The sequence below is a fragment of the Dokdonella sp. genome, assembly GCF_017744955.1.
Classification (GTDB): domain Bacteria; phylum Pseudomonadota; class Gammaproteobacteria; order Xanthomonadales; family Rhodanobacteraceae; genus Dokdonella_A.
In genome coordinates this window covers 245919-268043 of record NZ_JAGIAG010000003.1, presented here as the reverse complement: position 1 = coordinate 268043, position 22125 = coordinate 245919, and the positions used below count along the sequence as shown (strand labels likewise).

Annotated in this window: 17 protein-coding genes; 12 read left to right on the top strand and 5 right to left on the bottom strand. The window is 69.2% G+C overall.

Going from position 1 to position 22125, the window contains the following annotated elements; all coding sequences use genetic code 11:
- Positions 1-62 precede the first annotated feature (62 nt).
- The 4 genes from J7520_RS09350 to trxB form a co-directional block, all read right to left on the bottom strand.
- Positions 63-839: a ferredoxin--NADP reductase gene (locus tag J7520_RS09350; protein ID WP_291187166.1), complete on the bottom strand. Its 777-nt coding sequence runs from the start codon at positions 837-839 to the stop codon at positions 63-65.
- A gap of 291 nt (positions 840-1130) precedes the next feature.
- A complete protein-coding gene (aat, locus tag J7520_RS09345) occupies positions 1131-1862 on the bottom strand; it encodes a leucyl/phenylalanyl-tRNA--protein transferase (RefSeq protein WP_291187163.1) in 732 nt (243 codons plus the stop codon).
- The gene (locus J7520_RS09340) at positions 1859-3025 is read right to left on the bottom strand and encodes a GNAT family N-acetyltransferase (RefSeq protein ID WP_291187160.1); all 1167 of its coding nucleotides are present in this window, start codon (positions 3023-3025) and stop codon (positions 1859-1861) included. The genes aat and J7520_RS09340 overlap by 4 nt, the downstream gene beginning before the upstream one ends.
- Before the next feature lie 119 nt (positions 3026-3144).
- Positions 3145-4095 (bottom strand): thioredoxin-disulfide reductase, encoded by a 951-nt coding sequence (gene trxB / locus J7520_RS09335; RefSeq protein WP_291187158.1) that lies wholly within the window; start codon positions 4093-4095, stop codon positions 3145-3147.
- A 218-nt stretch (positions 4096-4313) separates the two neighbouring features.
- Between trxB and ald the strand changes: the two genes are divergently transcribed.
- The 5 genes from ald (at position 4314) to J7520_RS09310 (ending at position 13120) form a co-directional block, all read left to right on the top strand.
- The gene (gene ald / locus J7520_RS09330) at positions 4314-5375 is read left to right on the top strand and encodes an alanine dehydrogenase (RefSeq protein WP_291187156.1); all 1062 of its coding nucleotides are present in this window, start codon (positions 4314-4316) and stop codon (positions 5373-5375) included.
- A 238-nt stretch (positions 5376-5613) separates the two neighbouring features.
- Positions 5614-7881 carry a DNA translocase FtsK gene (locus J7520_RS09325; RefSeq protein WP_291187791.1) on the top strand — a complete coding sequence of 756 codons (2268 nt, stop codon included), beginning with the start codon at positions 5614-5616 and terminating at the stop codon, positions 7879-7881.
- Between the two features lie 350 nt (positions 7882-8231).
- Positions 8232-8474 carry a hypothetical protein gene (locus J7520_RS09320; protein ID WP_291187153.1) on the top strand — a complete coding sequence of 81 codons (243 nt, stop codon included), beginning with the start codon at positions 8232-8234 and terminating at the stop codon, positions 8472-8474.
- Between the two features lie 151 nt (positions 8475-8625).
- On the top strand, positions 8626-11277 hold the full coding sequence (mgtA, locus tag J7520_RS09315) for a magnesium-translocating P-type ATPase (protein WP_291187150.1): 2652 nt from the start codon (positions 8626-8628) through the stop codon (positions 11275-11277).
- Between the two features lie 178 nt (positions 11278-11455).
- The gene (locus tag J7520_RS09310; RefSeq protein ID WP_291187147.1) at positions 11456-13120 is read left to right on the top strand and encodes a Na/Pi cotransporter family protein; all 1665 of its coding nucleotides are present in this window, start codon (positions 11456-11458) and stop codon (positions 13118-13120) included.
- Positions 13121-13133: 13 nt separating this feature from the next.
- Here the strand turns inward: J7520_RS09310 and J7520_RS09305 are convergent, their stop codons facing one another.
- Positions 13134-13754 carry a hypothetical protein gene (locus J7520_RS09305; RefSeq protein ID WP_291187144.1) on the bottom strand — a complete coding sequence of 207 codons (621 nt, stop codon included), beginning with the start codon at positions 13752-13754 and terminating at the stop codon, positions 13134-13136.
- A 131-nt stretch (positions 13755-13885) separates the two neighbouring features.
- On the opposite strand from J7520_RS09305, the gene lolA reads away from it, so the two are divergent.
- The 7 genes from lolA (at position 13886) to J7520_RS09270 (ending at position 22111) form a co-directional block, all read left to right on the top strand.
- On the top strand, positions 13886-14536 hold the full coding sequence (lolA, locus tag J7520_RS09300) for an outer membrane lipoprotein chaperone LolA (protein ID WP_291187141.1): 651 nt from the start codon (positions 13886-13888) through the stop codon (positions 14534-14536).
- Positions 14537-14593: 57 nt separating this feature from the next.
- Entirely contained in the window at positions 14594-14977 is a 384-nt protein-coding gene (locus J7520_RS09295) for a hypothetical protein (RefSeq protein WP_291187139.1), read from the top strand.
- Positions 14978-15038: 61 nt separating this feature from the next.
- Positions 15039-16292, top strand: coding sequence for a TolC family protein (locus tag J7520_RS09290; RefSeq protein WP_291187136.1), 1254 nt, complete (start codon positions 15039-15041; stop codon positions 16290-16292).
- The gene (locus tag J7520_RS09285; protein ID WP_291187133.1) at positions 16289-17476 is read left to right on the top strand and encodes an efflux RND transporter periplasmic adaptor subunit; all 1188 of its coding nucleotides are present in this window, start codon (positions 16289-16291) and stop codon (positions 17474-17476) included. The genes J7520_RS09290 and J7520_RS09285 overlap by 4 nt, the downstream gene beginning before the upstream one ends.
- 288 nt (positions 17477-17764) lie before the next feature.
- Complete coding sequence (locus J7520_RS09280) at positions 17765-20896, top strand: CusA/CzcA family heavy metal efflux RND transporter (protein WP_291187130.1); 3132 nt, start codon at positions 17765-17767, stop codon at positions 20894-20896.
- Positions 20893-21216, top strand: coding sequence for a P-II family nitrogen regulator (locus tag J7520_RS09275; protein ID WP_291187127.1), 324 nt, complete (start codon positions 20893-20895; stop codon positions 21214-21216). Before J7520_RS09280 ends, J7520_RS09275 begins: the two co-directional genes overlap by 4 nt.
- Before the next feature lies 1 nt (position 21217).
- Complete coding sequence (locus tag J7520_RS09270; protein WP_291187124.1) at positions 21218-22111, top strand: cation diffusion facilitator family transporter; 894 nt, start codon at positions 21218-21220, stop codon at positions 22109-22111.
- Positions 22112-22125: the final 14 nt, after the last annotated feature.

Below are 22125 nucleotides of genomic sequence, written 5' to 3'. Positions count from 1 at the left end.
GATTCTGCCACGATCGCGGCCTGGGGTGAAGCAAAGCGGTCGGATCGGGTCGATCGGCGCGGTTATTTCTCGACGAAAGCCCGCTCGAAAACGTAGTCGCCCGGATGCCCCGAGCGTGGCGAAGCGGTGAAGCCGCGCTGGTCGAGCAGCGTGCGCGTATCCGACAGCATCGTCGGACTGCCGCAGATCATCAGGCGGTCGCGCGCCGGATGCAGCGGCGGCAGTCCGGCCAGTTCCGCCAGGCGGCCGTCGGCGATCAGCTCGGTCAGGCGCCCCTGCGTGCGGAAGCGCTCGCGCGTCACGCTCGGCAGGTAGATCAGCTTCTCGCGCACGAGCTCGCCGAGGAACTCGTGCTGGGGCAGTTCGCGCTCGATGAATTCGGCGTAGGCGAGATCGGCGGTCTCGCGCACGCCGTGGGCGAGCACGATGCGATCGTAGGATTCCAGCACGTCGGGGTCCTGGATCAGGCCGACGAACGGCGCGAGCCCGGTGCCGGTGCCGAGCAGGTACAGGTGCTTGCCCGGGTGCAGGTCGTGCAGCACCAGGGTGCCGGTCGGCTTGCGGCTGACCAGGATCTCGTCGCCGACCTGCAGGTGCTGCAGGCGCGAGGTGAGCTGGCCGTGCTCGACCTTGATGCTGAAGAACTCCAGATGCTCCGCCCAGGCCGGACTGGCGATGCTGTAGGCGCGCATCAGCGGACGGCCGTCGACGGGTAGGCCGATCATCAGGAACTGACCGCTGACGAAGCGCAGGCCGGGATCGCGCGTGGTGCGGAACGAGAACAGGCTGTCGTTCCAGTGGTGGACGTGGGTGACGCGTGCGACGGCGTGCGGGGTCATCTCGGAACGGAGCGGGGCATCGGAGCGGGCAGAACTGTACATTTTGGTATGGAAGGCCGTTGCAGGGGAGACGGCAGGATGTCCCGGGGGGAGTGATGTGTCTGGGTGTCGCTCCTGCGGCGGTGAGCACAGCGGGCGGGAGGCCTGGACCGAAGGGTGGGCGTGCGCCGCGGGCACTGCGCGGCGCCTTGCCGCGGGCGGAGTCGCGCGCTGGCCCGCTAGTTTTCGCAAATGATAGTTATTCTCATTTGATGGATCAAGCTATCGCCGTCGCGACCGGGCGATCGGGCATCACGCGACGCCGACGAGTTCGCGCGGCTGCGGCAGCGGCCGCCCGGTCCACGCGCCGCCTTCGGCGTCCAGCGCGGTCAGCTCGGCGACGCGGGGCAGGAATTCCTCGCGCGGCCACTCGAAGGCGCCGAGCGTGAACAGGTGGTCCGACGCGACCTGCGCATCGAGCAGCGGCCAGCCCCAGCCGCGCAGCGCGGCGGCGAGGCCGAGCAGGGCAACCTTGGAGCCGTTGTTCTCCACGCTGAACATCGACTCGCCGAAGAACATGCGTCCGAGCGCGACGCCGTAGATGCCGCCGACCAGCCGCTCCCCGTCCCAGGCCTCGACCGAATGCGCATGGCCGAGCGCGTGCAGGCGTTCGTACGCGTCGAGCATCTCCGCCGTGATCCAGGTGCCGCGCTGCTTCGCGCGCGGCGCGGCGCAGGCGCGCATCACCTCGCCGAACGCGTGGTCCGCGCGGATCGTCCAGGCGCAGTGGCGCAGCCAGCGCGCGAGCCGGCGCGGCACGTGCATCGCGCGCGTGTCGAACAGCGTGCGCCGCGCCGGCGACCACCACAGGATCGGCTCGCCGTCGGAGTACCACGGAAAGATGCCGCGCCGGTACGCGGCGAGCAGCCGCTCGGGCGACAGGTCGCCGCCGGCGGCGAGCAGGCCGTCGGGCTCGCGCAATGCGCGCTCGGCCGGCGGAAACGCATCCGGCCTGGCGGGATCGAGGAAGGGCAGGCGGATCACGCCGGCTCCGCCGCGTGGCGGGCGAACGGCGAATGCGCGAGCAGGTCGTCGCGATACTCGTGCAGCGCCTGCGCTTCGCGTCGCAGCGCCTCGGCGATCGCCTGGCGAAAGCGCGGGTCGGCGACCCAGTGGAACGAGTGCGTGCGCGTCGGCAGGAAGCCGCGCGCGAGCTTGTGCTCGCCCTGCGCGCCGGGCTCGAACAGGGTCAGTCCTTCGCGCAGGCAGTATTCGATGCCCTGGTAGTAGCAGGCTTCGAAGTGCAGCGCTTCGACCGTCTCCAGCGCGCCCCAGTAGCGTCCGTACAGCGTGGTCGAACTGCGCAGCATCAGCGCGCCGGCGATCAGCCGGTCGCCGCGCCGGCACAGCACGGCGACGACCTTGCGCGGCATGCTGCGGCCGAGATGGCGGAAGAAATCCAGCGTCAGCGCCGCGTAGTTGCCCTTGTCGTCGAAGGTGGCGAGGTAGAAATCGTGCAGCGCCTGCCACTCGGCGTCGTCGAGCTCGTCGCCGTGGCGGATCTCGCACACGACGCCGGCGCGCGCGACGCGCGCGCGTTCCTGGCGGATGTTCTTGCGCTTCTTGTGGTTGAGCGCGGCGAGGAAGTCGTCGAAATCGCGCCAGCCGGCGCTGCTCTCCGACGCCGCGTTGCGCCAATGGAACTGCCAGTCGAAGCGCGGCAGCCAGTCCGCGCCGGCGAACGCCGCCGCATCCTCGCCGGTGGCGAAATTCAGGTGCGCCGACGACAGGCGCAGGCGCTCGGCCTCGCCGCGCAGCAGCGCGATCAGCGTCGCGCGCAACGCGTTCGCGTCGGTGCCGTGGTCGACCAGCAGGCGCGGCCCGGTCACCGGCGAATAGGGCACTGCGCAGAGCAGTTTCGGGTAGTAGTCCAGGCCGTGCTGCTCGTAGGCGTGCGCCCACGACCAGTCGAACACGAACTCGCCGTGCGAATTGCCCTTCAGATACAACGGCGCCGCGGCGACCAGCCGCTCGCCGTCATACACGCCGAGGTGGTGCGGCTGCCAGCCGGTGCGCGCGTCGATGCAGCCGTGCCGCTCGAGGCCGGCGAGAAAGGCGTGCTCGAGGAACGGATTGTCGTCCGCGCGCAGCGCGTTCCAGGCATCGGCCGGGAGGTCGTCGAGCCGTCCGTGGAAGCGGGCCTTCACGAGAGTGCGTCGGGAGCGGAAGCGATGACGGGGGCGCGAAGGACGCGAGGAGAAGCGGAAAGAATCGGCGCCTGCTCTTCGTGTCCTTCGCGGCTCATGCGTCGGGGGCGGTTTCCGCGTCAGCCCTTGTCGAGGTACTTCTCGGCATCCAGCGCCGCCATGCAGCCGAAGCCGGCCGAGGTCACCGCCTGGCGGTAGACCTGGTCGGCGACGTCGCCGGCCGCGAACACGCCCGGCACGCTGGCCGCGGTGGCGCCGCCGGCGAGGCCGGTCTGGATCTTGATGTAGCCGTTGCTCATCTCGAGCTGGCCTTCGAAGATCGAGGTGTTCGGCGTGTGGCCGATCGCGATGAACGCGCCGGTGACGGCGATCTCGCGCGTCGCGCCGCTCTCGGTGTCGCGCAGGCGCAGGCCGGTGACGCCGGCGTCGTCGCCGAGCACGTCGTCGACCGCGTGGTTCCAGATGATGTCGATCTTGCCGGCGCGCTGCTTCTCGAACAGCTTGTCCTGCATGATCTTCTCGGCGCGCAGCTTGTCGCGGCGGTGCACCAGCGTGACCTTGCGGCAGATGTTGGACAGGTACAGCGCCTCCTCGACGGCGGTGTTGCCGCCGCCGATCACGGCGACGTCCTGCTCGCGGAAGAAGAAGCCGTCGCAGGTGGCGCAGGCGGATACGCCCTTGCCTTTGAAGTGTTCTTCCGAGCGGATTCCGAGGTACTTCGCGGTCGCGCCGGTGGCGATGATCAGCGCGTCGCAGGTGTATTCGCCGGCGTCGCCCTTGAGGCGGAACGGCCGCTGCGACAGGTCGGTGCTGTGGATGTGGTCGAACACCATCTCGGTGTTGAAGCGCTCGGCGTGTTCGGCCATGCGGCGCATCAGGTCCGGTCCCTGCAGGCCCTCGACGTCGCCGGGCCAGTTGTCGACGTCGGTGGTCGTCATCAGCTGGCCGCCCTGGGCGAGTCCGGTGATCAGCGTGGGCTTGAGATTGGCGCGCGCGGCGTACACCGCGGCGGTGTAGCCGGCGGGGCCGGAACCGAGAATGATCAGGCGCGAGTGCTTGGCGGTCGTCATGTATAATCCGGGCCGCTTTCGAGGCGACCGATTCGTGGCGTTTTCTTCCGGCACCGGCGCGAAAAATCCATCGCCGGCGGGTCCGATTCTCCCCAGCACTCCGACAGGGCCGCGCAGCGGCCTGCGGTCATGCGGGGAAGCCGGAGAATGGAGGGAACGCCGCCGCGATTCAAGGCGCCGTCCGTGATCGGCTGAACGTCCCCAAGAGGAATCCTGCAATGCGTATCGGTGTGCCTTCGGAAACCAAGACCCTGGAAGGGCGCGTCGCGCTCGTGCCGGCTGCGTGCGGCGATCTCGTGAGCCGCGGCCACGAGGTCTACGTGCAGGCCGGAGCCGGCATCAAGAGCGGCTTCAAGGACGAGGACTTCGAGCGCGTCGGCGTGAAGATCGCGGCGACGGCGAAGAAGCTGTACGAGGCGGGCGAGCTGATCGTCAAGGTGAAGGAGCCGATCGCCGGCGACCTCAAGCTGCTGCGCAAGGATCACCTGCTGTTCTGCTACCTGCATCTCGCCGCCGAGCCGAAGCTGACCCAGCGCCTGCTCGAGATCGGCCTGACCGGCGTCGCCTTCGAGTCGGTCGAGGACACCGACGGCACGCTGCCGCTGCTGGCGCCGATGTCGATCATCGCCGGCCGCATCGCGACGCAGGTCGGCACGCATCTCCTGCATCAGCCGGAAGGCGGCAAGGGCAAGCTGCTCGGCGGCCTGCCGTCGACCGAGCGCGGCAAGGTCATCGTGTTCGGCGCCGGCGCGGCCGGCCGCAACTCGGCCGAACTGGCCGCCGCCGGCGGCGCCAACGTGATCGTGTTCGAGAAGCGCCAGGACCGCCTGCGCGAGATGATGAACCTCGCGCCGAACGTGACCGCGCTGTACCCGTACGAGGAAACCGTCGCGCGCGAGATCAAGAACGCCGACCTGGTCATCGGCGCGGTGCTGATCCCGAGCGCGAAGGCGCCGCGCGTGGTGACGCGCGAGATGGTCAAGTCGATGGAGCCGGGCTCGGTGCTGGTGGACATCTCGATCGACCAGGGCGGTTGCTTCGAGACCTCCAAGGCGACCACTTGGGCCGAGCCGACCTACGTCGTCGACGGCGTCACGCACTTCTGCGTGACCAACATGCCGGGCGCGGTGCCGCAGACCTCCTCGCAGGCGATCTGCGCGGCGATCCTGCCGTACGTGAACCGCCTCGCCTCGGACAAGAACTGGAAGAAGTTCGAGCCGCTGAAGAAGGGCATCAACGTCGAGGGCGGCAAGATCGTCCATCCGGCGCTGAAGGGCTGATCGCCCACTCGACGGGAAGATTCTCCTCGACGTCATGCCCGCGAATGCGGGCATCCATTCGCAATGGCGCTTTGGATTCCCGTAGTCGCGGGAAATGACGTCGATATTCGCCGGTGTCGAAATCTTTTCAATTCACTCAATGTCTTGTAGCGGGAAATTCGGGTAGATTGTACGAGTGGCACGCGTACTCAAAGAATCCAAACCGACGCCCCGACTCAACGAGCAATGGCACAAGCGCCTGCGCGAGGCGGCGTTCCTGCTGCTGCTTCCGCTGGCGGTCTACCTGTTCGCCTGCCTGCTGACCTACAACGCGCAGGATCCCGGCTTTTCGCATGCCGGCGACCCGGCCCTGGCGATCCGCAACTTCGGCGGCGCGTTCGGCGCGTGGATCGCCGATCTCGAATTCTTCCTGATCGGCATCGTCGCCTACACCTTGCCAATCCTGCTGCTGACCGTCGGCGCGGTGGTGCTGCGCGGCGCCACCACCGAGGAGCGCTCGCCGCTGGAGCCGGCGCTGCGGCTGATCGGTTTCGTCGCGTTCTTCGTCGCCGCGCCAGGCCTCGCCTATCTGAACTCGCACGGCCCCAGCGTGCTGCCCGCCGGCGGCGGCGGTGTGCTCGGGCGTGCCATCGGCGGCGGCCTGACGCACAGCTTCGGCCCGCTCGGCGCCGGCTTGTTCCTGCTCGCGCTGCTGCTGATCGCGATCACGCTGGCGACCGGCTTGTCGTGGTTCAAGGTGATGGACGTGATCGGCCGCTTCCTGCTCGGCGCCGGCAGCAACGTCGCCAGCAAGATGCGCAAGGCCGAGGACTGGAACGCCGCGCGCGAGGCACGCGCCGAGCGCGAGGTCGTGCGCAAGGTCGAGACGATCAAACAGGCCAAGCGCGAGCCGGTCAAGATCGAGCCGGTGATCGCGCCGATCGAGAAGAGCGAGCGCGCCAAGCGCGAGACGCAGATTCCGCTGTTCGCCGGCGCGTCGAGCGAAGGCGAGGTGCCGCCGCTGTCGCTGCTCGACGAGCCCAAGCCGCAGGCCAAGGGCTATTCGGAAGAAACCCTGGAGGCGCTGTCGCGCCAGGTCGAGTTCAAGCTGAAGGACTTCCGCATCGAGGCGCAGGTGGTCAGCGCGCATCCGGGACCGGTCATCACGCGTTTCGAGATGCAGCCGGCGCCCGGCATCAAGGGCAGCCAGATCTCCAGCCTCGACAAGGACATCGCGCGCGGCTTGTCGGTGGTCAGCGTGCGCGTGGTCGACGTGATTCCGGGCAAATCGGTGATCGGCCTGGAGATCCCCAACACGAATCGCGAGATCGTGTACCTGTCGGAGATCCTGAGTTCGGGCAAGTATGACGCGCTGAAGTCGCCGCTCGCGCTCGCGCTCGGCAAGGACATCGGCGGCGCGCCGGTCGTGGTCGACCTGCAGAAGATGCCGCACCTGCTCGTCGCCGGCACCACCGGTTCCGGCAAGTCGGTGGCGCTGAACGCGATGGTGCTGAGCCTGCTCTACAAGGCCAGCGCGCGCGACGTGCGCATGATCATGATCGACCCGAAGATGCTGGAGTTGTCCGTGTACCAGGGCATCCCGCATCTGCTCGCGCCGGTCGTCACCGACATGAAGGAAGCGGCCAACGCGCTGCGCTGGTGCGTGGCCGAGATGGAGCGGCGCTACAAGCTGATGGCCGCGGTCGGCGTGCGCAACCTCGCCGGCTTCAACAAGAAGGTGAAGGACGCCGACGACGCCGGCCAGCCGCTGCTCGATCCTATGTTCCGCCCGGACGCCTCGCAGCCGTCGCGCGTGGCCGAGCCGTTGCAGCCGCTGCCGTACATCGTCGTCATCATCGACGAGTTCGCCGACATGATGATGATCGTCGGCAAGAAGGTCGAGGAACTCATCGCGCGCCTGGCGCAGAAGGCGCGCGCGGCCGGCGTGCATCTGGTGCTCGCCACCCAGCGCCCGTCGGTCGACGTCATCACCGGCCTGATCAAGGCCAACATCCCGACGCGCATCGCGTTCCAGGTGTCCTCCAAGATCGACTCGCGCACGATCCTCGATCAGAGCGGTGCGGAAACGCTGCTCGGCCACGGCGACATGCTCTACCTGCCGCCCGGCACCGCCGCGCCGGAGCGCGTGCACGGCGCCTTCGTCGACGACCACGAGGTGCACAAGGTGGTCGAATGGCTGAAGGCGCAGGGCGAGCCGGACTACATCGAAGGCGTGCTCGAGGAAGTGCAGTCGCTCGGCAACGGCAAGGTGATCGGCGAATCCGGCCTGCCCGAGGACGCCTCCGACGGCGAGAACGGCGGCGACTACGACGAGCTCTACGACCAGGCCGTCGCGATCGTGACCGAATCGCGCCGCGCGTCGATTTCCGGCGTGCAGCGGCGCCTGAAGATCGGCTACAACCGCGCCGCGCGCATGATCGAGAAGATGGAGCAGGACGGCGTGGTCAGCGCCGCCGAATCCAACGGCAACCGCACCGTGCTCGCGCCGCCGCCGCCGGAGCGGTAAGCGACCGTCCCACGTTCGGGTGCCGACGCGCCGCGTCGCACGACACACGAAGATCCGCACCGCCGGGCGATGCGGATTTTTTTTTTTGCGCCGGGGATTGACGGCCCCTTTTTCGAGGCAGAGAATCCGCGCCGCCGCACGGCGCCACGCCGCCGCGGCCCTTGTCATCCACCACTGACGATATGGACGACCACCCTAGTCGCAGCGCCGACCTCCGCGAGCATCGGATGGCGGCGTCGCAAATCCAACTCGGCGCCTGCGGCGATCCGCCAGGGTCGGCCGGCACTTTCCTCGACTAGGGAAGTCCGGCTCGCCTCCACGGTTGCCGTCGGCAATACGTGAGGTGAGCCATGAAGCTCCACACCCGGCTGTTCCCGTCGCGTGCGCGCGGCGGTCTTCTCGCTTTTCTCGGCCTCGCGCGGCGCGACCGCCCGCGCTATCGCGCCACCGTGCCGCCGCCGCTGCGCGAACCGCGGCGCGCCGATCTGTCGGCGCACTGGACGCTCGATCCGCGCAGCCGTCTGCCGGCCTGCCATTGGGACGTCGCCTCCGACTGCCGGCGCGACCCCGCGTCCGCTCCGACGAGTCGCTGATCGCCATGCCCGACGACTCGAAACCGCCCCCGGCGCTTTTTCCCTTCCACGCCCGCACGCGTCCGCCCGACGTGCGCCCGCCAGGGTCGTCCTGACCCGGCCGGCTCGCGTCCGGCGCCGCTGCGCGGCGAACCTCTACGGAACGCGAGCCATGCTGAACCAAGAAACCAAGAATGCCGCGCGCAAGCCCGCCGCGCGCCTGCACATCGCCGTCGCCCAGGAAGCCTATCGCCACAACAGCGCGCTGCTGGCGGCGCTCGGCAGCGACGTGGACGGCCTCGGCGCGGCCGAGATCGAACGCCGTCTCGAGCGCGACGGCTTCAACGAAGTCGCCCACGAGAAGCCGCCGCACTGGACGCTGCAACTCCTGCGCGCGTTCGCCAATCCGTTCATCGTCGTGCTGCTGGCGCTGGCCGTCGTGCAGCTCCTCACCGAGGCGGACGATCCGACCGGGCCGATCATCATCGGCGTCATGGTCGCGGTGAGCGTGCTGCTGCGCTTCACGCAGGAGTTTCGTTCGGCGCGCGACGCCGAGCGTCTGAAGGCGATGGTGCGCAACACCGCCACCGTCACGCGCCGCGCCGAGGACGGGCACTCCGAGCGCATCGAAGTGCCGGTCGCCGAACTGGTGCCCGGCGACATCGTGCATCTCGCCGCCGGCGACATGGTGCCGGCCGACCTGCGCCTGCTCGGCGCCAAGGACCTGTTCGTCAGCCAGGCGATCCTGACCGGCGAATCGCTGCCGGTGGAGAAGAGCGCGCCGCAGGCGATCCCGCGCGAGGTGCAGGAGCGCCACGACGCGCTGGACAGCCCGCTCGACCTGCCGAGCGTGTGCTACATGGGCACCAACGTCGTCAGCGGCACCGCCACCGGCGTCGTCGTCGGCACCGGCCGGCTGACCTATCTCGGCTCGCTCGCGCGCAGCATCGTCGGCCAGCGTGCGCAGACCAGCTTCGACCGCGGTGTGAACAGTGTGTCGTGGCTGCTGATCCGCTTCATGGCGGTGATGGTGCCGGTGGTGTTCGTCATCAACGGCGTCGACAAGGGCGACTGGCTGCAGGCGTTCCTGTTCGCGCTGTCGGTCGCGGTCGGCCTGACGCCGGAGATGCTGCCGATGATCGTCAGCGCGAACCTGGCCAAGGGCGCGCTGGCGATGTCGCGCCGCAAGGTGGTGGTCAAGCGCCTCGACGCGATCCAGAACTTCGGCGCGATGGACGTGCTGTGCACGGACAAGACCGGCACGCTGACGCTGGACAGGATCGTGCTCGAGCGCCACCTCGACCTCGACGGCGACGACGACGAGGACGTGCTCGCCTACGGCTGGCTCAACAGCCATTTCCAGACCGGCCTGAAGAACCTGATGGACAAGGCGGTGCTCGCGCATCGCGACCTCGACCACCTCGCCCAGCGCTACCGCGTCGTCGACGAGATTCCGTTCGACTTCCAGCGCCGCCGCATGTCGGTCGTGCTGGAGGACGGCGCCGGCGGCGAACTGCTGGTGTGCAAGGGCGCGGTCGAGGAAATGCTGGCGATCAGCGCGTTCGAGAAGGTCGGCGAGCGCGTCGAGCCGATCACCGACGAGCGTCGCCGCGCGATCCGCGCGGTCGCACGGCGGCTCAACGACGACGGTCTGCGCGTACTGGTCGTCGCGATCAAACGGCAGCCGCCGGCCGGGCGCGCCTACGGCGTCGCCGACGAGGACGGGCTGATCGCGGTCGGCTGCCTCGCCTTCCTCGATCCCCCGAAGGACACCGCCGCGTCGGCGATCGCCGCGCTGCGCCAGCACGGCGTCGCGGTCAAGGTCGTCACCGGCGACAACGAGGCGGTGACGCGCAAGATCTGCGCCGAGGTCGGGCTCGACGTCGCGCACTCGGTGCGCGGTGCGGAGGTCGAATCGCTCGACGACTCCGCGCTGGACGCGCTGGTGCTGCGCACGACCGTGTTCGCGAAGATGTCGCCGCTGCAGAAGGCGCGCGTGGTCAAGTCGCTGCAGCGCAGCGGCCACACGGTCGGCTTCCTCGGCGACGGCATCAACGACGCGCCGGCGCTGCGCGAGGCCGACGTCGGCATCTCGGTCGACACCGCGACCGACATCGCCAAGGAATCGGCCGACATCATCCTGCTCGAGAAGAACCTGATGGTGCTCGAGGAGGGCGTGATCGAGGGCCGCGTCACCTTCGGCAACATCATGAAGTACATCAAGATGACGGCCAGCTCGAACTTCGGCAACGTGTTCAGCGTGCTGATCGCGAGCGCGTTCCTGCCGTTCCTGCCGATGCTGCCGTTGCAGCTGCTGGTGCAGAACCTGCTGTACGACCTGTCGCAGCTGTCGATTCCGTTCGACCGCATGGACGAGGACTATCTGCACAAGCCGCAGCGCTGGGACGCCGGCGACATCGGCCGCTTCATGGTGCGGATCGGCCCGATCAGCTCGATCTTCGACCTCACCACGTTCCTGCTGATGTGGTACGTGTTCGGCGCCGACTCGCCGGCGCAGGCGGCGCTGTTCCAGTCCGGCTGGTTCGTCGAGGGGCTGCTGTCGCAGACCTTGATCGTGCACATGATCCGCACGCGGCGCATCCCGTTCGTGCAGAGCTGGGCGGCCGCGCCGGTGCTGTCGCTGACGGCGACGATCATGCTCGCGGGCATGCTCCTGCCATTCACCTCGCTCGGCGCGAAGATCGGCATGGTGCCGCTGCCGTCGGCGTACTTCGGCTGGCTGGCGCTGACGCTGCTCTGCTATTGCGGCCTGACGCAGGCGGTCAAAGTCTGGTACATCCGCCGCTACGGTCGCTGGCTTTGACGGAGTCTCGATCCGCTCGGGGCAGGCGCGGCAACGACTCTCGTTGCGTCATTCCGACGTTCGCCGGGATGAAGATACGAGAGCGGGATTCCACCGGCGGGCGAGGTGTTCCGCCGGTCGAGTCGTACGGGACGAAAACCTGCAACCGGCCGGCAAGTCCCGGCCGCGGAGGTGCTTCATGAAAGGAACGCTCGCGTTGTTCGACATCGCCGGCTACGTCGCGCTGCTCCTGTGGGGCACGCACATGGTCACGCGCGGCGTGCTGCGCGGATACGGCAGCGCGTTGCGCCGCTGGCTGGGCCGCTACCTCGGCCACCGCGCCTCGGCGTTCGCGTTCGGTCTCGGCATCACCGCGCTGCTGCAGAGCAGTACCGCGACCGGGCTGATGGCCTCGTCGTTCGCGGCGAACGGCTTCCTCGGCCTCGCGCCCGGCCTCGCGGTGATGCTCGGCGCGAACGTCGGCACGACGCTGATCGTGCAGGTGATGTCCTTCGACATCGCCGCGATCGCGCCGCTGCTGGTGCTGGTCGGCGTGACCGTCTACCGGCGCAGCGAGGAGGTGCGCTACCAGAACCTCGGGCGCGTCGCGATCGGGCTCGGGCTGATGCTGCTGGCGCTGCATCTGCTGGTGCAGTCGCTGATGCCGATGGAGAACGCCGAGGCGTTGCGCGCCGTGCTGCACGCGCTGACCGGCGAGCCGGTGCTGGCGATGCTGGTGGCGGCGCTGCTCACCTGGGCCTGCCATTCCAGCGTGGCGATCGTGCTGTTGATCGTGTCGCTGGCGAGCGCCGGCACGGTCGACGCGGCGGGCGCGCTGGCGCTCGTGCTCGGCGCCAACCTCGGCGGCACGCTGGCGCCGCTGGTCGACGCCGATACGCCCGTCGCGCGGCGCCTGCCGCTCGGCAATCTGCTCGTGCGCCTGATCGGCTGCGTGCTGTGCCTGCCGTTCCTGCAGCCGATCGCCGACGCGCTGCTCGCATACGGCGGCGGCCCGGCACGTGCGGCGGTCAACTTCCACACCGCGTTCAATCTCGCGCTGGCGATCGTGTTCCTGCTGCCGCTCGACGCGTTCGCGCGCCTGCTCGTGCGCTTGCTGCCGGAGCCGCCGCGGCCGGACGATCCCGGCCTGCCGCAGCACCTCGACGAAGCGGCGCTGGATTCGCCCGGCGTCGCGCTGTCGAACGCCGCGCGCGAGGCGATGCGCATGGCCGACATGGTCGAGCGCATGCTGAAGGACCTGGTCGGCGTGTTCGGCAAGGACGACCACCGCCGCGCCACCGCGATCAGCCGCACCGACGCCGCGCTCGACGACCTCGGCGCGGCGATCCGCGCCTATCTCGCCGATCTCGGCGGCGAGGCACTGAACGAGGAGGACGGCGAACGCAGCCAGGAGATCCTCGCCTTCGTGCTCAACCTCGAGCACATCGGCGACATCACCGCCAACAATCTGGTGGAGTTCGCGGCGAAGCAGGCGCAGAGCGGCCAGGACTTCTCCGCGGACGACATCCAGGACCTGGCCCATCTGCACGCGCAGGTGATGCAGAGCCTGCCGCTGGCGCTGGCGGTGTTCCTGCGCGGCGACCTGCGCGCCGCGCAGAAGCTCGCCGCACTGAAGGGCGTGCTGTGGCGGATCGAGAACGAGGCTTCGGACCGGCACCTGCGCGAACTGCGCGAGCGCCGCTCGAACGGGCACGGCGGCGACGTCTACCTGCGCGTCCTGCGCGATCTCAAGCGCGTGCATTCGCATCTCGCCGCGATCGCGTATCGGCAGCTCGAGCGCGCCGGCCTGCTGCAGGACCGGCTGGTGGAAAAGGACGTTTCCGCCGCGTCGACGGCGAACTGAGCGCGGCGTCGATTCACGGCGCCGCGTCGGTCGCGGGACAGGCCAGTTCGTCGAAGCCGTCGCAGAAGATCGTGTCGCTCGGCACGGCCGGAATCTCGATCTCGCCGCCGCCGTCTTCGTAGCACCAGTCGAGGATCGTGGCGGGGAAGCCGAGCGGCGCCGTGGTCGAGAAATGGATCCAGCCGTAGTTGATCAGCGTGGTCGTTTCGTTCTTGAAGCGGACGCCGAGATAGCCGTCGGCGACGCCGGCCTGCCAGGCCGAGGTGTCGCCGGTGAAGCCGGCGCGCGTGAACAGCGAGGTCGCGCCGATGATGTCGCCCGGCGCGAGCACGGCGTAGGTATCGCCGGCACTGGCGACGCCGGCGCCGCCGTTGCTGGACGAGCCCCAGTAGAACTTGAGCTGGTCCGCCGGATCGCTGTTCTGCGCGGCGTACGGGTCGAAATCGAAGCCGGGCACCAGGCTTTCGGCGCCGGCGTGCTGGCCGGTCATCAGGTTGACGTAGACGCCTTCGCCGGTCTGCGGCACGTCGATGTTCTGCTCCGGCATGCAGACGACGTCGGCGCCGGCTAAGCCCGGGGCCAGACACAGTGCGAGGGACGCGAACACGCGCGAACGGTAGGAGGCGGCGGACATGGCGGAACTCCGGGGCGGCGAATGGGACGCGGACGGGATGGATTCTGGCACGACGGCGGGCTTCGCCGATCCGTGCAGCGTTCAGCCGCAGCGCGGATAATCGCCTTCCGCTTTCGCTCCGGATCCCCTCCATGCGCTTCGTCGCCGTGCTGCTGCTGTTGCCGTTCTGTCTCGCCGCCCAGGCCGCCGATTCCGCCCGCGCGCGCATGGAAGCGTTCTCGAAGGGACTGCGCTCGGTCACCGCGCAGTTCGCGCAGACCGTCACCGACGCCAACGGCCATCGCGGCGACGAATCGCGCGGTGCGCTGTCGCTGGAGGCGCCGCGGCAGTTCCGCTGGGAGACGAAGGAGCCGTACCAGCAGACCATCGTCGCCGATGGCGAGCGCGTGTGGATCTACGAGCCGGACCTGCAGCAGGTCTCGGTGCGCAATCAAAGCTCCGAGGAAGCGCACAGTCCGCTGACCGTGCTGACCGATCTGTCGCAGCTGGACAGCCAGTTCGCGTCCGGCGAAGGCGGCGAGCGCGAAGGGCTGGTCTGGCTCAAGCTGACCTCGAAGGCGAAGGAACCGGAATTCGAGTACGCCGAACTGGGCTTCGACGCGGCCGGCCTCGTGCGCATGCGCTTCAAGGACCAGCTCGGCAACACCACCGAGATCCGCTTCGCCGACTGGAAGCGCAATCCGAACCTGCCCGCCGCGACGTTCAAGTTCACGCCGCCGAAGGGTGTCGACGTGATCGGTGACCTGAAGCCCGGCGCGGACGTCTATCCGATCAAGGACTGATCCGTCCTCGCGGCAGCGTAATTGTGTAGCGCTGCGTCCGCCGGCTAGGCTTGCCCGATGATCCGCTGGATTCGCTCTTCGGGACGTCGTGGCCGCGCCGTTTGGCTCGTGCTGGCGCTGCTGTGCCTGACGATCCAGCCGACGATGCTGTTCGCATGCGACCTGCACGATCTCGCGCATGCGATGACGGCGCAGGCCGGCGACGACGGTCACGCGGCCGACGCCGGCGCGCAGGCGACCACGCCCGAGCGCGGCGACGGCGGTTCGTTGCTGCACGACGTGCTGCACGCCGCGCATTGCTGCGTGCACGCGCCGGTGCTGCCGTCGGCCACGCTGGTCGCGTTCGCGTTCGACACGCACGTGCTGGTCGCGGCGCACGCGCCGCCGTCGCCACCCGAAGCGCATCCTTCCAATCTGCTGCGTCCCCCGATAGCCGCCTGACCTGACGCGTCAGCCGCGGGCCGCTGGCCGGCCCGCTCCCGGCCATTCTCGGAGGACATCCATGTTCCGTTCATCGGCGGCGTTCGCTGCCGCGTTGTGCTGTGCCGTGGTCGCGCGCGAGGCGCGCCCGGCCTCGGAAACCGCGCCCGAATCCGTGCGCGGCGCGCTGCAGGCCGCCTGGCAGCAGCACCCCAACTACCGCGCCGTGCAGGCGCAGCTGGCCGCGGCGCAGGCGCGCCTGGAGGCGGCCGGCAAGCCCTTGTACAACCCCGAAGTCGAACTGACGCGCAGCGGCGAAGGCGTCGATCGCACCAGTTCGGCCGGACTGGCCCTGGCGCTGGACATCGGCGGCAAGCGGCGTGCGCGCGAGAACGCTGCCGCGGCGCTGCTGACCTTGTCCGAAGCCGAGGCGCGGCGCAGCCGGCGCGATTTCGCGCGGCGCTGGTTCGACGCCTGGATCGACTGGAGCGCGGCGGAGCGTCGCGTGACGACCGGCGAGCAGCGCGTCGCGCTGATGACGCGCTTCGCCGATCTGGCGGTGAAGCAGTTCGAGGCCGACGACATCTCCGGCCTCGACCGCGACGTCGCCGCGCTCGCGCGCGACGAGGCCGGTGCAGCGCAATCGGTGCTGGTCGCCGAACGTGCCGAGGCCGAGGCGCGCCTGCGCGCGCTCGGCAGCGAGCCGCAGCGCGTCGCCGACCTGCCGCTGCCCGACGACGCGCCGGCGCCGCTGCCGCTCGGCGAAGAGTCGCTGCAGCAGTTGTCGGAATGGCAGATCGCCGACTCCGCGCGCATCGCCGCCGAGCGCGAGATCGCCGTGGCCGAGCGTAACCGTGTACCCGATCCGACGCTGAGCCTCAGCGGCGGCCGCATCCGCTACGGCGAGAACGGCGTGAAGGACGACGTGTTCGGCGTTTCGATCAGCATTCCGCTGTTCGTGCGCAACAACCATCGCGCCGAAGTGGCCGCCGCGCGCGCGGACGCCGACGCGTCCGCTGCCGAAGCCGAGCGCGTGCGGCTGGAACTCGGCGCCGAGCGGCGCAAGGCGGTCGACAGCTACGCCGCCACGCTCGTCGCCTGGCAGAGCTGGAAGAGCAGCCGCGGCACCGAGGTCGCGCGTCGCGCGCAGCTGCTGGAGCGCTCCTGGCGTGAAGGCGAGCTGTCCACGTCCGACTACCTGCTGCAGGTCAAGCAGACGCTCGACACCGCGCTGGCCGGCGCCGAACTCGAAGCACGCTTGTGGCGCAACTACGCCGACTACCTCGTCGCCGGCAACCGGTTCGAGCGCTGGGTCGGCCTGGAATCCATTCGATGAGCACGCCGACGATGACACCGATTCGAACGATCCTGATCAGCGCCGCCCTGGCGCTCGCCTTGTCCGCCTGCTCGAAATCGCCGCAGCCCGCTGCGCCGACCGAGCGAGGCGAAACCAGGGGCGAAGCCAAGCCGCCGTCGAACGAGCACGCCGAGGAACAAGGCGGGCACGAGGAAGGCGAGGGCGCGCGCGTCGTGCGCATGGACGCCGCGGCACTGCAGGCGGCCGGCATTCGCACCGCGGAAGTCGCGCAGAACGTGCCGGGCGAGCAGTTGCGCGCACCCGGCGAAGTACTCGACGACGCCTACGGCACCACCTTGATCACGCCGCGCGTGGTGTCGCTGGTGGTGCGTCGCCACGCCAAGCTCGGCGATGAGGTCGCGGCGGGAACGCCACTGGTCACGCTGACCAGCGTGGAAGTGTCCGACGCGCAGGCGGAACTGCGCGTGGCCGAACAGGAATGGAAGCGCGTCTCCGCGCTCGGCCGCGAAGCCGTCGCCGGACGGCGCATTTCCGAGGCGAAAATCGCGCTCGACCGCGCCCGCGCCAAGGCGCAGGCGTACGGTCTGCCCGGCGCGGCCGGCGGTGGCGCGAACGGCCAGTTCACGCTGGCCGCGCCGCACGCCGGACGCATCACCGAGGACAGTTTCGTGGTCGGCGAGCGCATCGAGCCGGGCCGCGCCTTGTATCGGCTGGTCGACGAATCGGTCGTGTGGGTCGACGCGAAGCTTCCGGCCGGCACGGTCGCGCGCGTGCCGGTCGGCAGCAGCGCCACCGTCGTCGCCGGCGGCGTGCGCATCAGCGGCAAGGTCATGCGCGCGGCGCACCGTACCTCCGAAGCCACGCGCAACGCGGTCGTGCGCATCGAAGTGCCGAACGCCGAGGACCGCCTGCACGGCGGCGACTACGTCGAGGTGTTCCTCGACGCCGAGGCAGGGCAGGGCGCGCAGGCGCTGGGCGTGCCGAGCAGCGCGCTGGTGCAGATGGACGGCGAGACGGTGGTGTTCCGCCGCGACGCCGAAGGCGCGTTCGCGCCGGCACCGGTGCGCGCAGGCGAGGTCATCGGCGATGCGACGGTGATCCGCGAAGGGCTCAAGGCCGGCGACACGATCGTGGTCGAGGGCGCGTTCGAGATGAAGGCGCAATTGCTGAAGGCGCAGCTCGGGGAAGGTCATGGGCACTGACGGCGGACGCCTGCGGTACTGCACCTCCGGAACGCGCGTTCCAGCCCGATTACCTCTCCCGCTTGCGGGAGAGGTCGTGCCGAAAGCGCGGGTGAGGTCGAAGCCGCTACGAGCGGCTGAGGCTGAGGCAGGATGCCGACGGGATGGCGCGCCAGGGATGGCTGCTTGGTTCGCCCGTCCCGTTCTCCGGCATCCTCCGGCCGCCGGAAGGCGGCCGTCGATCCCGCTAGCGGGAGAAGGGAGAAGCCGCGGCTCCGCTTCGCGGAGAACGATGCAGCGAGGTGCAGCATGCTGAACCGCCTCGTCGAACTCTCCCTGCGCTACAAGTTCCTCGTGCTGATCACCTTCGCCGTGGTCGCGTTCCTCGGCGCGCGCGCGGTGCGCGAAGTGCCGATCGACGCGTTCCCGGACGTGACGCCGGCGCAGGTCAACGTCTACACCGAATCGCCCGGCCTCGCCGCCGAGGACGTCGAGCTGCTGCTGACCACGCCGGTCGAATCGGCGCTGGCCGGCCTGCCGAAAGTGCAGGAGATCCGCTCGGTCAGCCTGTTCGGCCTGTCCTACGTGTCGGTCTACTTCGACGACGACATGGACATCTACTTCGCGCGCCAGCTCGTCAACGAGCGCCTGCAGGAAATCGGCGACCGCCTGCCGGAGGGCTACGGCAAGCCGGGCATGGGGCCGAACACCTCCGGCCTCGGCCAGGTGTTCTGGTACACGGTCGAGCGCGCGCCCGGCGTCGGCCGCGAACAGGTCAGCGACATGGACCTGCGTACCTGGCAGGAGTGGACCGTGCGCCTGATCCTGCGCACCGCCAAGGGCGTCGACGACGTCAGCTCCTGGGGCGGCGGCGAGCGCCAGTTCCAGGTGCGCATCGACCCGCAGAAGCTGTACGCGCGGGGGCTGGGGTTCGGCGACGTGATCAAGGCTCTGCCGGAGAACAACGGCCAGGTCGGCGGCAACGTGATGGACGTCGGCCGCGAGCAGTTCCTGGTGCGCGGCCTCGGCCTGCTGAAGAGCACCGACGACATCGGCGCGATCGTTCTGAAGGCCGAAGACGGCGTGCCGGTGTACCTGCGCGACGTCGCCGAGGTCGTCGAAGCGCCGGCGCCGCGCTTCGGCGCGGTCACGCGCGACGGCGAGGAGGTCGTGCTCGGCATGGCGCTGGCGCGCATCGGCGAAAACGCGAAGAACGTCGTCGAGGCGGTCAAGAGCAAGCTCGACGTGGTGCGCAGCGCGCTGCCCGACGGAATGGTGCTCGAGCCCATCTACGAACGCACGGACCTGGTCAACAAGGCCGTCGGCACCGCTACGCGCGCGCTGGTCGAAGGCTCGCTGCTGGTCGCGCTGATCCTGTTCCTGTTCCTCGGCGAGCTGCGCTCCGCGCTGGTCGTCATCGTCACCTTGCCGCTGGCGATGTTGATCGCCTTCATCGGCATGGGCCAGTTCGGCCTGTCGGCGAACCTGATGTCGCTGGCGGGCCTGGCGATCGGCATCGGCATGATGGTCGACGGCGCGGTGGTGATGGTCGAGAACGCGTTCCGCATCATGGCCGAACGCAAGGAGCACGGGGACAACGTCGATCGGACATCCGCCGTGCTCGCCGCTGCGAAGGAAGTCGCCAATCCGATCGCGTTCGCGATCCTGATCATCATCGTGGTGTTCCTGCCGCTGTTCAGCCTCGACGGGCTGGAAGGCAAGATGTTCAAGCCGATGGCCTTCAACATCGCCTTCGCGATGGCCGGATCGCTGGTGCTCAGCCTGACGTTGATCCCGGTGCTGGCCTCGCTGATCTTGAAGCCCAAGGAAGAGCGAGACACCTGGCTGGTGGCGAAGATCAAGCGCGCGTACCGGCCGCTGCTCGAACGCGCGCTGGCGTACCGCAAGCGCGTCGTGGCGATCGCCGTCGTCGCCCTGCTCGCCAGCCTCGCGCTGTTTCCGTTCCTCGGCAAGGAGTTCATGCCGCAGTTGCAGGAAGGCTCGATCATGTGGCGCGTGACCGGCATTCCGTCGACCTCGCTCGACGAATCGATCCGCACCAGCAAGGTCATCGCCGACGCCTTCAAGGAGTTCCCCGAAGTCGACAGCACGCTGGCGATGATCGGCCGCGCCGAGAAGGGCGAGACCGCCGACGTCAACTACATGGAGATCTACACCGCACTGAAGCCGCCGGAGGAGTGGAAGAGCGGCCGCACCCTCAAGCAGCTCGAGGAAGCGATGCAGGAGGTGCTGGAAAAGAAGGTGCCGAACGTGGTGCCGGGCTACACGCAACCGATCCAGATGCGTGTGGAGGAATTGATCTCCGGCGTGCGCGCGACGCTGGCCTTGAAGCTCTACGGCACGGACCTGGGCGAACTCGACCGCCTGAGCGGCCGCATCAAGAACGTGCTGGCGAAGGTGCCCGGCGTCGCCGATCTGTCGCTGGAGGCGAACGTCGGCAAACCGCAGATCCGCATCGCGGTCGATCGCGCGGCGCTGGCGCAGTACGGCATGAACGCCGAGGACGTGCTGACCATCGTGCGCAACGGGCTCGGCGGCGAACCGGTCAGCGTGCTGCTCGACGGCGTGCGCCGCTTCGACATCGCGGTGCGGCTCGACGACGACACGCGCCGTTCGGTCGAGGACCTCCGGCGCATCCCGCTGAAGACCTCCGCCGGCGCGATCGTGCCGCTGTCCGCGGTGGCGACGGTGGACGTCGCCGAGGGCTATTCCTTCGTGCGCCGCGAGCAGTTGCAGCGCTACGCGGTGATCCAGATGGACGTGCGCGGGCGCGACATCGACGGCTTCGTCAACGAGGCGAATGCGGCCGTCGTGCAGGCGGTGACGTTGCCGAGCGGCTACTGGACCGAGTGGGGCGGCGCGTTCGAGAACCAGCAGCGCGCGCTGGCCAAACTGTCGATCATCGTGCCGGTCACGATCTTCTTCATCTTCGTGCTGCTCTACACCGCGTTCAACTCGATCCGCTACGCCGCGTTGATCCTCGCCAACGTGCCGTTCGCGACGATCGGCGGCCTGATCGCGCTGTTCGTCACCGGACAGTACCTGTCGGTGCCGTCGGCGATCGGCTTCATCGCGGTGTTCGGCGTCGCGATGCTCAACGGCATCGTGCTGGTCAGCTTCCTCAACGAGCTGCGCGACAAGGGCCGCAGCCCGCGCGAGGCGGTGCTGCAAGGCACCGCGCTGCGCCTGCGGCCGGTGCTGATGACGGCGAGCGTGGCGATCCTCGGCCTGGTGCCGATGCTCCTGTCCAGCGGCGTCGGCGCGGAGACGCAGCGGCCGCTCGCGACGGTGGTCGTCGGCGGCCTGATCAGTTCGACGCTGTTGACCCTGATCCTGCTGCCGGTGCTGTACGAATGGCTGGAGAGCCGCGGCGAGCGCAGGGATCGGGCGACGCCTTCCGGCGGCGGGAGGTCGGCATGAAACAGGTCAAGGCCTTCGTGCATCGCCACTGCGTCAGCGATCTGCTGCGCGGGTTGCGCGACAGCGGTTTCGAGCGCGTCAGCGTGTTCGACGTGAAGGGTACGCTGCACGCGCTCAGCGCGCGCGAGCAGCGCTACTCGGTCGAGCTCGGCGAGCCGGTCGTCGAGGAGATGCAGATCGAACTATGCTGCGACGACGCGCAGGTCGCCGGCGCCGTCGAGGTGATCCGGCGCCACGGCCGCACCGGCCGCGCCGACGCCGGCTGGATCTACGTCAGCGGCATCGAACAGGCGATCGAGATCGGCGGCGAGGAGCGATGAGATGGGCGCAGGGCACGATCACGCAACGAAGGTCGAGCACGAAACGCCGCTGTGGTGGGCGTTCGGACTGACCGCGACCTTCCTCGTCGCCGAAGTCGTCGGCGGCCTGCTGACCAACAGCCTGGCCTTGCTGTCGGACGCGGCGCACATGGGCACCGACGTGATCGCGCTGGCGATCTCGCTGGTCGCCGTGCGCCTCGCCCGGCGGCCGCCCGACGCGAAGCGCACCTACGGCTACGCGCGCATGGAGGCGATCGGCGCGATGATCAACGGCGGCCTGCTGTTCGTCGTCGCCGCCTACATCCTGTGGGAGGCGGTCGGGCGTTTCCGCGAGCCGCCGCCGGTGGCCTCGACCGGCATGCTGGTGATCGCCGCGCTCGGCCTGATCGTGAACCTGATCTCGATGCGCCTGCTCAAGGCCGGCAGCGGCGACAGCCTGAACGTCAAGGGCGCCTATCTCGAAGTCTGGAGCGACATGCTCGGCTCGGTCGGCGTGATCCTCGCCGCGGTGATCATCCTGACGACCGGCTGGACCCTGGCCGATCCGATCCTCGCCGTGCTGATCGGCCTGTGGGTGCTGCCGCGCACCTGGACCCTGCTGCGTGAGGCCGGCAACGTGCTGATGCAGGGTGTGCCGCGGGGCCTCGACCTGGAAGCCGTGCGCCGGACGATCCTCGCGCGCGGCGACGTCGCCGAGGTGCACGACCTGCACGCCTGGGCTCTCGCTTCCAAGCAGCCGGTGCTGACCGTGCACGTGGTGCTGAAGCGCGCGGACGACGATGCCGAAACGGTGCGCCGCTCGCTCGCCGGAGAACTCGACGAGCTGTTCGGCATCGAGCACGTCACGATCCAGGTCGAGAGCGCGGCCTGCATGGCGGAGCGGGGCCACGCGTGAGCGGAATGCGTATC

Bases quoted from the DNA above. Each gene is read 5' to 3' on its own strand.
- J7520_RS09305 (WP_291187144.1), bottom strand. From the start codon at position 13,754: ATGTCCGCCGCCTCCTACCGTTCGCGCGTGTTCGCGTCCCTCGCACTG.
- J7520_RS09285 (WP_291187133.1), top strand. From the start codon at position 16,289: ATGAGCACGCCGACGATGACACCGATTCGAACGATCCTGATCAGCGCC.
- J7520_RS09270 (WP_291187124.1), top strand. From the start codon at position 21,218: ATGGGCGCAGGGCACGATCACGCAACGAAGGTCGAGCACGAAACGCCG.
- J7520_RS09310 (WP_291187147.1), top strand. From the start codon at position 11,456: ATGAAAGGAACGCTCGCGTTGTTCGACATCGCCGGCTACGTCGCGCTG.
- J7520_RS09295 (WP_291187139.1), top strand. From the start codon at position 14,594: ATGATCCGCTGGATTCGCTCTTCGGGACGTCGTGGCCGCGCCGTTTGG.
- J7520_RS09280 (WP_291187130.1), top strand. From the start codon at position 17,765: ATGCTGAACCGCCTCGTCGAACTCTCCCTGCGCTACAAGTTCCTCGTG.
- trxB (WP_291187158.1), bottom strand. From the start codon at position 4,095: ATGACGACCGCCAAGCACTCGCGCCTGATCATTCTCGGTTCCGGCCCC.
- J7520_RS09275 (WP_291187127.1), top strand. From the start codon at position 20,893: ATGAAACAGGTCAAGGCCTTCGTGCATCGCCACTGCGTCAGCGATCTG.
- J7520_RS09290 (WP_291187136.1), top strand. From the start codon at position 15,039: ATGTTCCGTTCATCGGCGGCGTTCGCTGCCGCGTTGTGCTGTGCCGTG.
- mgtA (WP_291187150.1), top strand. From the start codon at position 8,626: ATGCTGAACCAAGAAACCAAGAATGCCGCGCGCAAGCCCGCCGCGCGC.
- J7520_RS09350 (WP_291187166.1), bottom strand. From the start codon at position 839: ATGACCCCGCACGCCGTCGCACGCGTCACCCACGTCCACCACTGGAAC.
- J7520_RS09320 (WP_291187153.1), top strand. From the start codon at position 8,232: ATGAAGCTCCACACCCGGCTGTTCCCGTCGCGTGCGCGCGGCGGTCTT.
- lolA (WP_291187141.1), top strand. From the start codon at position 13,886: ATGCGCTTCGTCGCCGTGCTGCTGCTGTTGCCGTTCTGTCTCGCCGCC.
- ald (WP_291187156.1), top strand. From the start codon at position 4,314: ATGCGTATCGGTGTGCCTTCGGAAACCAAGACCCTGGAAGGGCGCGTC.